This window comes from Mesorhizobium sp. M4B.F.Ca.ET.143.01.1.1 (assembly GCF_004792275.1).
GTDB classification, from domain to species: Bacteria; Pseudomonadota; Alphaproteobacteria; order Rhizobiales; family Rhizobiaceae; genus Mesorhizobium; species Mesorhizobium abyssinicae.
Genome location: NZ_SRSR01000004.1, coordinates 453,775 through 467,130 on the forward strand (window position 1 = coordinate 453,775; position 13,356 = coordinate 467,130).

Annotated in this window: 17 protein-coding genes; 4 read left to right on the forward strand and 13 right to left on the reverse strand. The window is 62.7% G+C overall.

Annotated elements, in window-relative coordinates:
• Nucleotides 1-5: 5 nt before the first annotated feature.
• The 6 genes from EN786_RS13120 to EN786_RS13145 form a co-directional block, all read right to left on the reverse strand.
• Entirely contained in the window at nt 6-1,004 is a 999-nt protein-coding gene (locus EN786_RS13120) for a tyrosine-type recombinase/integrase (protein WP_135908556.1), read from the reverse strand.
• Nucleotides 1,001-1,939 (reverse strand): tyrosine-type recombinase/integrase, encoded by a 939-nt coding sequence (locus tag EN786_RS13125; protein WP_135908557.1) that lies wholly within the window; start codon nt 1,937-1,939, stop codon nt 1,001-1,003. Before EN786_RS13125 ends, EN786_RS13120 begins: the two co-directional genes overlap by 4 nt.
• Nucleotides 1,936-3,111 (reverse strand): site-specific integrase, encoded by a 1,176-nt coding sequence (locus EN786_RS13130; RefSeq protein ID WP_246688737.1) that lies wholly within the window; start codon nt 3,109-3,111, stop codon nt 1,936-1,938. The genes EN786_RS13125 and EN786_RS13130 overlap by 4 nt, the downstream gene beginning before the upstream one ends.
• A gap of 156 nt (nt 3,112-3,267) precedes the next feature.
• Nucleotides 3,268-4,368, reverse strand: coding sequence for an integrase arm-type DNA-binding domain-containing protein (locus EN786_RS13135; protein WP_135908559.1), 1,101 nt, complete (start codon nt 4,366-4,368; stop codon nt 3,268-3,270).
• Nucleotides 4,369-4,656: 288 nt separating this feature from the next.
• Entirely contained in the window at nt 4,657-5,058 is a 402-nt protein-coding gene (locus tag EN786_RS13140) for a hypothetical protein (RefSeq protein WP_127311110.1), read from the reverse strand.
• A gap of 210 nt (nt 5,059-5,268) precedes the next feature.
• Nucleotides 5,269-5,532 carry a helix-turn-helix transcriptional regulator gene (locus EN786_RS13145; protein ID WP_127282151.1) on the reverse strand — a complete coding sequence of 88 codons (264 nt, stop codon included), beginning with the start codon at nt 5,530-5,532 and terminating at the stop codon, nt 5,269-5,271.
• Between the two features lie 63 nt (nt 5,533-5,595).
• On the opposite strand from EN786_RS13145, the gene EN786_RS13150 reads away from it, so the two are divergent.
• The 3 genes from EN786_RS13150 to EN786_RS13160 all read left to right on the forward strand — a co-directional run bounded on the left by EN786_RS13150 (nt 5,596) and on the right by EN786_RS13160 (nt 7,704).
• The gene (locus tag EN786_RS13150) at nt 5,596-6,096 is read left to right on the forward strand and encodes a hypothetical protein (protein ID WP_127311111.1); all 501 of its coding nucleotides are present in this window, start codon (nt 5,596-5,598) and stop codon (nt 6,094-6,096) included.
• A 182-nt stretch (nt 6,097-6,278) separates the two neighbouring features.
• Complete coding sequence (locus tag EN786_RS13155; RefSeq protein WP_189340604.1) at nt 6,279-7,256, forward strand: ATP-grasp fold amidoligase family protein; 978 nt, start codon at nt 6,279-6,281, stop codon at nt 7,254-7,256.
• A 172-nt stretch (nt 7,257-7,428) separates the two neighbouring features.
• On the forward strand, nt 7,429-7,704 hold the full coding sequence (locus EN786_RS13160; RefSeq protein ID WP_127282154.1) for a hypothetical protein: 276 nt from the start codon (nt 7,429-7,431) through the stop codon (nt 7,702-7,704).
• A gap of 73 nt (nt 7,705-7,777) precedes the next feature.
• On the opposite strand, the gene EN786_RS13165 is transcribed toward EN786_RS13160, so the two are convergent.
• The 7 genes from EN786_RS13165 to EN786_RS13195 form a co-directional block, all read right to left on the reverse strand.
• On the reverse strand, nt 7,778-8,074 hold the full coding sequence (locus EN786_RS13165) for a hypothetical protein (RefSeq protein WP_127311113.1): 297 nt from the start codon (nt 8,072-8,074) through the stop codon (nt 7,778-7,780).
• 86 nt (nt 8,075-8,160) lie between these two features.
• On the reverse strand, nt 8,161-8,703 hold the full coding sequence (locus EN786_RS13170; RefSeq protein WP_127311114.1) for a MerR family transcriptional regulator: 543 nt from the start codon (nt 8,701-8,703) through the stop codon (nt 8,161-8,163).
• Nucleotides 8,704-8,834: 131 nt separating this feature from the next.
• Entirely contained in the window at nt 8,835-9,158 is a 324-nt protein-coding gene (locus EN786_RS13175; RefSeq protein ID WP_006201891.1) for an integration host factor subunit alpha, read from the reverse strand.
• Nucleotides 9,159-9,260: 102 nt separating this feature from the next.
• Nucleotides 9,261-10,232: a beta-ketoacyl-ACP synthase III gene (locus EN786_RS13180; RefSeq protein WP_127311115.1), complete on the reverse strand. Its 972-nt coding sequence runs from the start codon at nt 10,230-10,232 to the stop codon at nt 9,261-9,263.
• Between the two features lie 9 nt (nt 10,233-10,241).
• Complete coding sequence (plsX, locus tag EN786_RS13185) at nt 10,242-11,312, reverse strand: phosphate acyltransferase PlsX (RefSeq protein ID WP_127284713.1); 1,071 nt, start codon at nt 11,310-11,312, stop codon at nt 10,242-10,244.
• Between the two features lie 128 nt (nt 11,313-11,440).
• On the reverse strand, nt 11,441-11,989 hold the full coding sequence (locus EN786_RS13190) for a DUF177 domain-containing protein (protein WP_127311829.1): 549 nt from the start codon (nt 11,987-11,989) through the stop codon (nt 11,441-11,443).
• 10 nt (nt 11,990-11,999) lie between these two features.
• Nucleotides 12,000-12,536, reverse strand: a complete 537-nt coding sequence (locus tag EN786_RS13195) for a ubiquinol-cytochrome C chaperone family protein (RefSeq protein ID WP_127311828.1) — start codon at nt 12,534-12,536, stop codon at nt 12,000-12,002.
• Nucleotides 12,537-12,650: 114 nt separating this feature from the next.
• On the opposite strand from EN786_RS13195, the gene EN786_RS13200 reads away from it, so the two are divergent.
• Complete coding sequence (locus EN786_RS13200) at nt 12,651-13,169, forward strand: outer membrane protein assembly factor BamE (RefSeq protein WP_127284710.1); 519 nt, start codon at nt 12,651-12,653, stop codon at nt 13,167-13,169.
• Nucleotides 13,170-13,356 lie beyond the last annotated feature (187 nt).

Sequence of the window (13,356 nt, forward strand, 5' to 3'; positions counted from 1 at the left end):
CATAATCAGAGGCTCTTCAGGAATGCAAGGAGATGGTCGTCGGGCTTGTAGCGGCCCAACCGGATGTCAGCCGTGTCGGTCTTCGCCAGAGCTTGCTCCTTGAGCTTCATGTCGGCCTGAAGATAGATGGCGGTGGTTTCGACCGACTCGTGGCCCAGCCACAGAGCAATGACCGAGCGGTCGACGCCGTGCTGGAGCAGGTCCATTGCCAGGGTATGCCTCAGGACATGCGGCGTTACGTGCTTGCTGGCCAGCGATGGGCAGTGGCGACGTGCGACGACGAGGTGCTTGTTCAGCAGGTATTGAAGTGCGTCGTGACTCAATGATGTGCCGCTTATCGTCGGGAAGGCAGGATCGGCGCTCTGCCCGCGTCGCTCGGCAAGCCAGGCACGCAGCACCGTGACCGTATCCTTGCGAAGCGGGGTGTTGCGGAGTTTTCGGCCCTTTCCCTGACATTGCACATAGGCGGCCGGGCCGAGGACGATATCCTCGCAACAAAGGCCGACGATTTCGGCAGCACGCAGGCCGGTCTGCACGGCCAGCAACAGAAGCGCCCGGTCACGGCGCCCGCCCCAGCTGCCGAGGTCGGGGGCGGCGAGCAAGGCGGCGACTTCGACGCTGCTGAGGAAGGCGACCGGCCGGCGCACGTAACGCTTGCTCGGAATGGCGAGCACGCGCTGAGCCAATGCGCTGTGTTCCGGCGCATGCAAGGCCACATAGCGGAAGAAGGAATGGATGGCGGCAAGACGGACATTGCGGCTCCTGGCGCTGTTGTCGCGTTCGTGTTCGAGATGATCGAGGAAGGCGCCGAGGAACGCGGTGTCGAGATCCGGCAAGGTGACGTGCGAAGCCCCCTTGCGTAGCTGCCGCTGGGCATAGGCCAGCAGCAGGCAGAAGGTATCGCGGTAGCTCGCCAGCGTATGCGGGCTTGCTTGTCGTTGTCTGATGAGGCGATCGGTGAAGAAGGCCTCAAGAAGAGCGGGGAACGTTGGGGCGGCGCTCATGGGCGGGATTCCGGCTGAGATTGTTCCGCCCGCAGCAGCGCTTGCTGCAGCAGCTCCGGCGTTGCCGTCAAATACCAATAGGTGTCGGTGATGTGGGCATGGCCGAGATAGGTCGCCAACTCGGGCAGGTGGCGTTCGACATCGATGCCGTTGCGATACCAGCGCAGCAATGTTGTCACGGCCAGTCGGTGGCGAAGGTCGTGCAGACGCGGCCCATGGGAATCCTTAGAGCCGCGCAAACCGACCTCGCGCGACAGCTTGACGAACGTCCACCGCACGGCCCATTCGGTTAAACGCGTGCCGCGCTCGGAAAGGAAGAAGCTGGAGCTCAGGGGATTGGGGCATGACCGGTCTCGGCTGGCCGCATAGATTTTGAGGGCCTGTTGCGTCGAGGGGTGAAGCGGCACATAGCGCGACTTGCCGAACTTCGTGTCGCGAACCGTCAGCACGCCATCAACGAGATCGGTGTCGTCGCGATCGAGACGCAACGGTTCGTTACAGCGCATGCCGGTCGCCGCGTACAAGCCGAAGAGCGTGGCATACGTCTGCGGGCGAAGGCCGACTGTCGACGGCAAGCGCTTTGCCGCATCGATCAGTCGGGTGATCTCTTCGTCGCGATAAATATAGGGCGACGATGGCCGACGATACCGGTGAGGAAGAAGGTCGGGCGGCGGCACGACGGTCCGCGGGTCAATGGCGCTACAATAGCGCGCGAACCGGCGAACCATCGCCAACCGGTTGGCCCACTGGGCGGGCTGTGCCTTTGCCGGCTGCATGGCCCAGGCCAGGGCAATCTCGGTGCTGATGAAGGTGGCGCCGGAAGATTCGGCAAAGACAACGAAGCGCTGCAGCAACCGTCCCGAAAGACGCAGCTTATGGCCGAGGGCGCGGCGCGCGGCCAGGTACTCTTCGAGCGCCGCTTGCAACGCGCTCATGATGAGACTCCTGGCCAGGGTAGCGCAATAGCACGCAACGCCGCGATGTCGACTTTGGCATAGATCTGTGTCGTGTTCGGCTGGCTGTGGCGGAGAAGTTGACCGATTTCAACGAGCGAGGCGCCGCGGCGCAGCAGATTGGTGGCGAGTGAGTGACGCAACAGGTGCGCACCCTTGAACGCCGGCGTCAGACCGGTGCGCTTGAGCGCACGATGGACGATGCAGCAAATAGTCGAAGGGCTGACAAAACTCCGTCTGGGCGCCTTTATGCGAATGAAGACGCGGCGTGTTGAGCAAGCAGGCCGATCCTGCCGCAGATAGTCGACCAAGGCGGCACCGACATCCGCCGGCAGTGGCAGCCGCGCCAGCCGTTGACCCTTGCCATGCACGACGATCTCGCCGCAATCCCAGTCGAGATCGTCCAGGGTCAAGGCCGAGACTTCGCCACCCCGTAAGCCGAGGCGCGCGAGCAGCATCAGAACCGCGTAGTCCCTGCGGCCGGCCGGTGTTCTCCTGTCGCAAGACGCAAGGAGCCGTTCGACCTGTTCGGCAGGCAGCGCCTTCGGCAGGTGTGCCAAGCGCCAGCCGGCGATCCCAGGCACCGCGACAGCGAGATCGGTGGCAAGCAACCCGCGTTGCTGGAGGAAGCGCAGAAACGAACGCAGTGCGGTGACCACCAACTTGGCGCGGCCGGGCGAACCGGCCTGGGCTCGCCGCACGATGAACCGATGAACGTCGCCCACTCGCAGGCGGTCAAAATCCGGATCGTTGCCGCCAAACTGTTCGTCCAGGAACCCACGAACAATCGGCAGATAGTTCGTCAATGTCGATGCCGAGAGACCACGCTCCTTGCGCAGGAATTCCCCAAATGCGTCGATCAGCTTACCCTTGGCGCTCGTATCGACCTCTGGCAGCAGCACCGGCACGCCGCCCGTGTCGCGCAGATATCGGAGCAACTGCCGAATGGTCCAGGCATCGCCACGCCTCGGGCGCAAACCAAGTTCCGTCAGAAATCGATCTGCGTCCTCTTCCCCGAGCAAGCTCAGCGGAACATCCTGCCTCTCCACCCAAGCACTGAAACCGGCCAGGAGCTTAATCTTCTGCTGAACAGTCGTTTTGGCGTATCCCTGGCCATCGAGCAAAGCCTCGAAATCATCCAGGTGGCTAGCCAATCGGCCTATCCAGCGATCTTTGGCTAGCGCCTCGTTCAGATCAATCGTCGTCTGTCTCCCTATAGCGTGGGAAAGTCCACGCTCAGAAAGAGCAGCCGAATAATGTCGAGCAATCAACGGCCGACGCTGATCCAATTACTTGCAATCATGAGAAAATTACGCCGCGGCGATGGCGTCACTCGGAATAATCCGGCACTCGGAGTTATGGCGCAAATCGTGGAGGTGAACGTCGGCAATGCCAGCCCTTCCGGCTATGGCTGCCCACGGCTTTTTCAGGTCGGCGCGCGGCTTCTCCTTTTCGGTCGCGGCGGATTGGCCGGCTATGACGTATTCTCCCACGCGTGGCAGACCGTTTAGTTCGGCTTGCGCAGCAGACGACAAAACGACCGTCTTGCGACCAGTCTTGCTGTCAGGGAGAAGCAGCAAGCCGCGCTGATCGTCGTATTCATTCCATCGCAAGTTCAAGATTTCCCGCAGCCTGCAGCCGGTCAGCATCAGAAGGCGAATGGCGCCGGTGACGTGCGGACCGTAAATGGTCCTGTTCTTCTCTTTTGCGGCGTGTTTCGATTCGGACGGCTTGTGAGGAATGCCGATCGTTTCGGCCTCACGCAGCGCAGCGCCGAGATTCGCCATCTCCTCCGCGTTTAAATAGCGCTCGCGCGCCACCTCTTTATTGCGGTCGATCGCCGACGCCGGATTCATGCCTTCTGGCAAATATCCGCGCTTCGCGCCCCACACGTACGAAGCGGAGAGCAGGGCCATTGCGCGGTTGGCGCTGTACCGCGCCTTTCTCGACATTTTGTCGTGCGCGCGCTGGACGTCCACACGCAGCACTGCAACAGCTTTCATTGTCCCCAGATGCGGTTCGATCTGCGTCTTGAGTGTGATGCGATAAAATGCCCTGCTCGACTCCTTCATTTCCTTGCCGGCGATATACGCCTCGACAAGCTCTTTCACCGTGCCGCTGGCACGCTCGTCGGATCTTTCTTTTGCCAGGTCTTTGCCGAGCGCCGCGCTGGCAATTGCCTTGCGTGCCGCCTCTCGAGCTTCGTTCGCCTTAAGCGTACCGACCCGGCCAAGCTTGAGGCGACGCTTGATACCGCCAGCCACAGGGCGGAACTCAGCGAACCACGTGCCTGTGCCAGACGGCAGGCGGTAGAAGCCGAAGCCCGCCAGATCGTCATCGAAATAGAACTTCGTCCTATTTGGCACGGCGGATTTCATCTCTTCCGCCACCGCTTCAGCCGTAATTTTCATACCGCCACCCGAAATTATAGCCACATTGTAGCCAGCATTTAGGCGAGGATCTCGGATTAGTCAAGCGGGCCTATGTTGCAAACCATTGCATTTCTGCGGCTTTCGGCCATGCCGTGAAACGGCAGGAATGGCTATAAAACGCGTCTAGTAAAACTGGGGGTCAAGGGGTCGTCGGTTCGAATCCGGCCACTCCGACCATTTTTCCTTGAAAGCCCCGGTTTGTCGAAGGCGCCCTGTGGCGCCTTTTCGCTGTTCGGAGCGAAAGCCGTTGGAACCGCCCGGTCGCGATCAGGGCGCTGCCGACCGACGTTGGTCGGGCCTGGACGGAAGCCGGTGGAACAAGACATGCGCCAGGCGCGGCCGCGCCTTGATCTTCCACTTCGGCACAAGTCGCCAGTGAGTCTTGCTCAGCGGCGAACAAGGATCCCGCGGGCTTCCTCGCCTGTCGAAATGCACCGCCAGCGCCTGGTCCACGGCGCACAGAACGGCGTAGCGCTCAATCTGCTCATCGGATAGCTCGCAATCCGGGACCTTGTCCCGCACCGACTGAACCACCGAATAGGTCGAAATGATGCGTCCGGGAGCAGCGCAGTCGATGCATCGCTGGACGGCGTCGATGACGTCGTCAGGAACAAGAAAGTTGAATTGGCGCGAACTGGTTGTGGTGGCAGTTACGATCCGCTCTAGCATATCGCCTTCTGAAAGCCCCGCAGCACGCTAGCTTCGGGACAGATCCATCAGCAAGGACTAATAATAGCCCCTGCCAGAGTTATGCACCGAATTCTTTGCGGCCTCAGTCACCAGCGAATCGAGTCCGCGCCGCGTAAGGATATGGGTGAACCCTACTAAAAAGCCCGCCAGGGCAAACCGTGGCGGGCTCGTCGGGTCGACCCAGCTCGACTATTGCATGGGCCGATTTTCAGACGCTGGCATGTCGATGAAAGCGCCTTCCGGCATCTGCAGCGCGACGGCGATTCGCCGGAGCTTCGAGGGGTCGGCATCCCTGCCGCTTTCAATATCGGCAATCTCGTGGGTGGACAGGCCGCATGTCAGGGACAGCTCTTCGAGGCTGTATCCCCTGGTTTCACGGGCGGCCTTGAGGGCGCTGTAGCCGGGTGTTGCAATCAAATCGGACAGAACTTCGCGTCTGGCAGTGGCGGGCATTGGCAACTCCTTGGGTTGAAACCGTCTGATCAAATCATAGGGTTGCCTGAGACGAGCGAGACAATGACCGCTCGCGGGCGATTTGCCAAGCGTCAAAACGGGCGTCACGCCATCGTGAAACTGCGCCGGAATAATCTCGCGGAATCGAACCAGCCAATGGGCGCCGCCGCCTTTCACCTCGGCACACCGGAGCAGCGCCCGGCCGAACCGGGGCGGGGAAGACCTCAGACACAATCCAGAAACAAAATTCTACAGTCGGGAAAAATTGCCGAAAGAATCCAGGAGGATAGTCCGCAATCGCGGCGCTCGAGCCATCGATATGGTCCGATGTCTCCAGAAACGGCCCGCGCAAAAGGAAACGATGTCATGAAGAAGTCCCTCCTCTCCGCTCTCGGGCTGGCTGTGGCCCTGGCTGTCTCGATGCCGATCCTCGGCGCGACCAGCGCCGATGCTGCTCCGATGCATCACAAGCATCACCGTCATCATCATCACCGCAAGCATCACCATCATCATCATCATCACCATCATCACCACCACAAGAAGCTGGTGGCGAAGAAGGCCTAAGCAAACCGGCTTATCCGACAGGAAGGCCGGTTTTTGGTTGTTGCCCGTAACCGGCCTTCCTGCCCTTCTCTGATGGCATCGTGCCATCAGCGTTCGCGGCACAGGCAGTTCGCGCCCGCTGCGCTCAGACCTGGTTGCATCCCAAGGGGTGCCTGATGTTGGCCAAGGCCAGGTTGCCAGTAATGCACCGCCTGGTCCTGGCTGTCGCGCGGCTGCTGCTCACGCTTCGCCATCCTGCCCTGATCGTCCGCTTCGCCATGAAGCTCGGCTATCTGCCCAATCCCGCCGCGCCCGGCACCTATCACGAGCTGATGCTCTGGCGGAAAACCGTCGATCGCAATCCGCTGTTCGTGACGCTGACGGATAAGCTCGCGGCGAAGGATTATGTTCGCGGCATCTGCCCTGAATTGGCTCAAGCCAAAACGCTCTGGTCCGGGCGCGACCCCGCCGACATCCCACCCGGGCTGTTGACAGGCAATGCGGTGGTCAAGGCAAACCATGGCTGCGCGATGAACATCTTCGTTTCCGGCGGCCGGCCGGACCGTGCCACCGTCATCGCCACAGCAAGGGGCTGGCTCAAGAAACGCTATGGGCGCCGAAACGGCGAATGGGCGTATTGGCCGATCGTGCCAGCGGTCTTCGTCGAGGAGCGGCTCGAGCTGAGTGGCGGAGCAATCGCCACCGACATCAAAGTCCATGTCTGCGGCGGCACGGTCTGCCATGTCTGGGTGGAAGACAAGCAGGCCCGCCTCTCGCACCTGTTCGACTGCGATGGCAAGCCGCTGCCCGGGCGCGACCCCGACTATCCGCGCGAGGACCAGGCGCTGCCGGTCAGCGACCGTCTAGTCGACTATGTGCGCCGGGCGGCGGCGATCGCGCCGCGCATCGCCGGCGATCTCGATCACATCAGGATCGACTTCCTTGTCACCGGCCAGTGTCTCTATACCGGTGAGCTCACCGTCTACTCCGCCGCCGGCTACGGCACGTGGACCAATCCGGAAATCATGGCGACGATCGAGCGAAACTGGCGGCTCGACCGATCGGACTATCTGCGCAGACGGCATCGCGGCATTGCAGGTCTCTATGCCCGCGCGCTCAGCGCCTGGTGTCGGGCCGACGTACGCAATCGCCGGCCGGCGACGAGCCCTCGCCAGGCCTGACCAAGCGGCACCAAGCTCGCGCTCTGGCCTCCGCCTCGGCAAAAAATTTGAACCGACGCGTGAACCTTTCCCCTCCGGGCCGCACCAAGCCTGCATGGACGCCACGAAGGCGCTCCCCAACCAGAAGGACGCCGCAACGGCGATCCTCGATCAAAGAGAAGGAAATGCTCAAATGACCAACTTCACCAACTTCAAGCGCATCTCGCTCGCCGCGGCCATCGCTGTCTCGGCCCTCGGTTCGGTTTCCGTCCCGAGCTCGGCCTTCGCCGGCACGCACCCCACCGGCGACGGCGGCGCGGTGTGCAAGGGCGCGGGCTCCTGTCTGGTGCTGGAGATCGACTGCAAGGGCACCTATACCGACGCCACCGACAAGAACGGCACCGTCTACGGCAAGTGCAGCCAGGTCATGAAGGTCGACCCGACGAAGCGGCTCAAGCTCGCCAACTGATCGACCTGCGATCAAGGAAATGGCGGCCGTCCGCGCGACGGCCGCCATTTTCTTTCACCCTTTGGGGCGCGCGCTAACGCCGCGCGAGGAACAGGCTGGCAACCAGTCCAAGCACGAGCAGCCCGACGGCGGCAGCTGTCGCGGGATGCTCGCGTGCCGTCCTTTCGATCGCTTTGCCCCTGCCGCCGATCACCGGCAGCGCATCGGCGAGGCGCCCGGCCAGCTGGGAATAGTAATCCGAAGCGGCGTCGCGACCGTCCTCATAGTAGGCGCCACCTTGCCTCGAGATGGCCTTCCTCAAAGCAGCCAGTTCCCTGGAGAGGGTTGCGACCTGCTTTTCGAGATCGGAGACGGTCGAAAGCGTTGCCATGATGCGTTTTCCTTCCTTGTGCAGAAGGAGGCGTAACGCATGGGCGCACAAGCAGTTCCGGTCAACCGACTGTCAGCGAGCGGCGCCTAACGCACCTGGTCGAGCAGGCGCTTGCACTCCAGCAGATCGAACAGCGCTTCCTGCAACAGGGCGCGGTTGTCGCGCGACAGTTTCGAGGAGTCCGGCTGGACCGGCCCCTCATCGTCGCTCTTGCCGAGGCCGAAGAAGCGTCGGCTGGGTTTCACCCTGGGCTGGCCGACCAGCATCTCGTCGTCGGCGCCGCGCGGCTGGGCAGCCGGCGTCAGCGGCACCTGGTCTGCCTGCCGGCGCTGCGCGATCGCCTCGACGGCCGCCATGTCGCCATTGCCGATGGCAACCAGGAAATGGTTGCCGTTCTCGCGCAACAACTTTTGCACGCCCTTGATGGTGTAGCCCTGGTCGTAGAGCATATGGCGAATGCCCTTGATCAGTTCGACGTCCTGCGGCCGGTAATATCGGCGGCCGCCACCTCGCTTCATCGGCTTGATCTGGTTGAAACGGGTTTCCCAGAAGCGCAGCACGTGCTGCGGCAGATCGAGATCCTCCGCGACCTCGCTGATGGTGCGGAAAGCATCGGGGCTCTTGTCCATGGGTGAATCCTCCGCTGGACGGCGATCGGGCCAATTGCTGCCGAATCGAGCCTTATTTCAGCGGTTTATGGAACAATATTCAAGCCCGACGTCAAAACGCGCGGACATTATCAACCGGGCATTTGCGGCGGCTACTTGCCGCCCTTGGCCTTGCTGTTCTGGTGCGAGCGCAAGATGCGGCTCTTCAGCACGTTCGACGACTTGAAGGTCATCACCCGTCGCGGCAGGATCGGCACTTCCTCGCCGGTCTTGGGATTGCGGCCGATGCGCTCGTTCTTGGAGCGGACATGGAAAGTCGCGAAGGATGAGAGCTTGACCGTCTCGCCGCGCACGATGGCTTCGCAAATCTCATCCAGCACCGCTTCAACGAGCTCGGCCGATTCAGTTCTCGACAAGCCAACCTTGCGGTAAACGGCTTCGGCAAGGTCGGCGCGCGTAAGTGTCTTTCCCCCCATGCGACCGTCCCATCAGCTCAAAAACATAAATCGGTACAAGCAACGGCAGAGCCTAAGTAATTGATCCGTCAAGGTCAAGGACCGAACCCTTCCGTTCGGCACTTACCAGCGGACCAAAACCGCGCCCCAGGTGAAGCCCCCGCCCATCGCCTCGAGCAGCACCAGATCGCCCTTCTTGATGCGGCCGTCGGCGACGGCCACTGACAGCGCCAGCGGCACGGACGCAGCCGACGTGTTACCGTGCAAATCGACCGTAACCACCACTTTTTGCTCGGCGATCCCGAGCTTCTTGGCGGAAGCGTCAATAATCCGTTTATTGGCCTGATGCGGCACGAACCAGTCGAGATCGTCGGCGGTGATGCCGGCCTGCGAGAACGTCGCCTCGATGACGTCGGTGATCATGCCGACCGCATGCTTGAACACCTCGCGGCCTTCCATCCTGAGATGGCCGACGGTGCCGGTGGTCGAAGGCCCGCCATCGACGAACAGCTTCTCCTTGTGGACGCCGTCGGAGCGCAAGCTCGCCGCCAGCACGCCGCGGTCGGCGATGGTGCCGGTCCCCTCGCCGGCTTCCAGCACCAGCGCGCCGGCGCCGTCGCCGAACAGGACGCAGGTCGAGCGGTCGTTCCAGTCAAGGATGCGCGAGAAGGTCTCGGAGCCGATGACGAGCACCCGCTTGGCCAGGCCGCCGCGAATGTAGAGGTCGGCGGTCGCCACCGCGTAGACGAAGCCTGAGCAGACCGCCTGCATGTCGAAGGCAAAGCCGTGATGCATGCCGAGCCGGTTCTGGATCTCGACCGCAGTCGCCGGAAAGGTGTTGTTGGGCGTCGAGGTCGCCAGCACGATCAGGTCGATATCGGCGGGCGTCAGGCCGGCGCTGTCGAGCGCCGCGCGCGCGGCCGCCTCGCCGAGCGAGGCGGTGGTCTCGTCATCGGCCGCGACATGGCGCTGGCGGATGCCGGTGCGCTGGACGATCCACTCGTCGGAGGTCTCGACCATGCCTTCGAAATCGGCATTCTTCATGATGCGGCGGGGCAGCGCGGCGCCGGAGCCGCGCACGACTGATCTGATCAAAGCTCTTTCCTATTCCTTTGCGTCGACGACGACGTCGGATTTCCTGTTTGCCTGGGCATGCGGATTGCGCGCATGGAACAGATCGAGATCGGCCTCGATGCGGTCAAGTAGATTGTTGCGCACCATGTCGTAGCCAAGCTCGATTGCCGCCGCGAAGCCGTCCGAATCGGCGCCGCCATGGCTCTTCACGACAATGCCGTTGAGGCCGAGGAAGACACCGCCATTGGAGCGGCCGACATCCATCTTCTCGCGCAGCCGGTCGAAGGCGCCCTTGGCGAAGACATAGCCGATCCTGGCCATCAGCGTACGGCTCATGGCGGCGCGCAGATAGCCGCCGATCTGCCTGGCGGTCCCTTCCGCGGTCTTGAGCGCGATGTTGCCGGCGAAGCCTTCGGTGACGACGACGTCGACCGTGCCCTTGCCAATATCGTCGCCTTCGACGAAGCCGCGATAGTTCATCGATGCCATGTTGGCCTCGCGCAGCATGCGCCCGGCCTCCTTGACCTCTTCCTGGCCCTTGATCTCCTCGACGCCGACATTGAGCAGACCGACGCTCGGACGGTCGATGCCGAAGATCGAGCGCGCCATGCCGGTACCCAGAATGGCGAAATCGATGAGCTGGTGCGCATCCGCGCCAATGGTGGCGCCAACATCCAGCACCACGCTTTCGCCGCGCGTCGTCGGCCAGATCGCGGCGATTGCCGGACGGTCGATGGTCGCCATGGTTCGCAGGCAGAATTTCGACATCGCCATCAGCGCGCCGGTGTTGCCGGCCGAGATGCAGGCCTGGGCGGTGCCGGACTTCACCGCCTCGACCGCCTTCCACATCGATGACTTCCAGCGGCCATGGCGCAGCGCCTGGCTCGGCTTGTCGTCCATGCGGACCGCGATCTCGCAATGCACGAACTCGCTCACCTCGGCGAGCTTGGGGAATTTGGCCAGCTCGGGGCGCACCGCATCCTCGCGGCCATAAATGATGAAGCGGATGTCGGGACGACGGATGGCGACCGTCATGAGCGCCGGGATGACCACGCCTGGTCCGTGATCGCCGCCCATGGCATCGATGGAAATCCTGATCACGCGGTATTCATCTCACGGTTTGCCTGCCGGCGGCTTGAGCTGGTCAGGTTCGGGGGCTCGCGAAGGTTCGGCGAAAATAGCGTTTTTGGGCTGCCGCACAACCGGCTTTTCTAATATCGGGTCCGCTTTCAGGATTTTCCAAGCAGCGAACGCAGCTTTTGCTGGAATTCGCTTTCCTCGGCCTCGCCGTCGCCGGTGACCTCCAGCGACACGCCGGCCTTGCGCGGATAGGGGTCGATCGCCAGCCCGAAGAACTGCTCGGCGAGCGCGCCGACATCGATCGTGTCGCCGGAAAAGGTCTCCGGGCTGTCGGGTCCGTCGGCATCCAGCACGATCTCGCCGCCGCCTTCGAAACCCTGCCGTCCAAGCTTCGACTGCTCTGGCAGGAACAGCGCCTCGACCGGCTCGTCTACATGCGCCTCCACGGGATCCAGGGTGACGATGCAGGCCTGGGTGATGTCGGCCTCGACGCGGCCGCTGACCTTGACGCCATTGCGCTTCCACGGCGCCACCAGAAGCTCGGCGCGATAGCGTTCGACCGAGAGCAGCTCGTGCTCGACGGCGAGCGCCGCGCGCTGCCCTTCGTCGGCCTCGATCGTCACCGGCAGGCCTTTTTGCGGCAGGCGGGCGACATTGGCGACGAAGGAAACCGGGCTTTGCGGGTCGATATGTTTCATCTTCGCCTCCTCAGCCGGCCGCCGGAAACGTCAGCGTGCCGGATGCGATCGATTCGGCCGGCTGGGCCGCAAGATGCCGGGCGGCATCCGCGACATAGGCGGCCAGCAGCGGCGCCTGCGGCCACTCACCCGCGTCGGGCACGACATTGCGGGTAAGCGCGGCGGCCAGCGCTTCCCTGTCGTCGCGCTCGAGCGCATCGTCGTAAGCGGCCGTGCGGCCATAGAACATCTTGGCCAGCTTCTTCATGCGCTTCGGCACGCCGACGTCGCTGATGCCCAGTTCCCGCAGCGAATGTTCGACATCCAGGAAGAACTCGTCGATGAGCACCTGGGCGACCTCGGTCGCGGCGCCGCTTTCGCCGCGCAGCCGGTGCTGGAACAGGAACATGTGCAGCGACAGCATCTCGAAACGACCAAGCGGCGTGTCCGGCACATTCCAGTCGGAATAAAAAACGGCTTGCCGCGCCGCCGCCACGATTTGTGCGTAAAGCGCCTCGGTGATAGCGCGGTTGGCATGGCGTTCGCGGCCAAAAAAGCGCTGGAACATTGAGGGTGGTCTCCCGGGGACCGTTTGTTGAATTGGCCTTGTTGCATCGGCAGGCAAGCTGGTTTACCGGTTTTGCCGCCCAGCGCAAGTTGCGGTCGGCTAATGGAGTTGTTGTTGCGCGCGCTGAATTTCAAGTTGCATTTCCTGGCCAGGCCGGCCGGCATGGCATCGCTGCTGGTGGCGGCGGCCGCCCTTTCAGCCTGCAATTCGTCCAAGATGATCGGCGATCTCAGCCCCGGCGAGACGCTGACCCAGGGCTACGTCATCGACCAGCAGGCCATCGACTCGGTGCCGGTGGGGTCGAGCCGCGAACAGGTGCTGCTGGCGCTGGGCACTCCGTCGACGACGGCGACCTTCGACAACGAGGCCTTCTACTACATCTCGCAGACGCGCAAGCGCTATGTCGCCTTCGACAAGCCGCATCTGGTCGATCAGAAAGTGCTGGCGGTCTATTTCGGCGCCGACGGCCGCGTCACCCAGATCGCCAACTACGGGCTGAAGGACGGCAAGGTCTTCGACTTCATCTCGCGCACCACGCCGACCGGCGGCAAGGACCAGAACTTCCTCAGCCAGATCATCAACGGCGCCAGCAAGCTGGCGCCCGGCCTGCCAGGCGGCGGCAACGGCATGTAACCGACGGCCGGCTCGCTTTTCGCACGCGGGCAACACAGAATCAGGCAGCCAGGGACCCGCCGGATCGCTCCGGCGGGTCTTTGCTTGGTACTGACCGGTCGTTGCGGCTCAGCGAGGCCAGCTTCGCTCGAAGAGCAAAACCGAAGCCGTCCAGTGTCCCTATGATCCTTTATTGATCCTGTGGCGG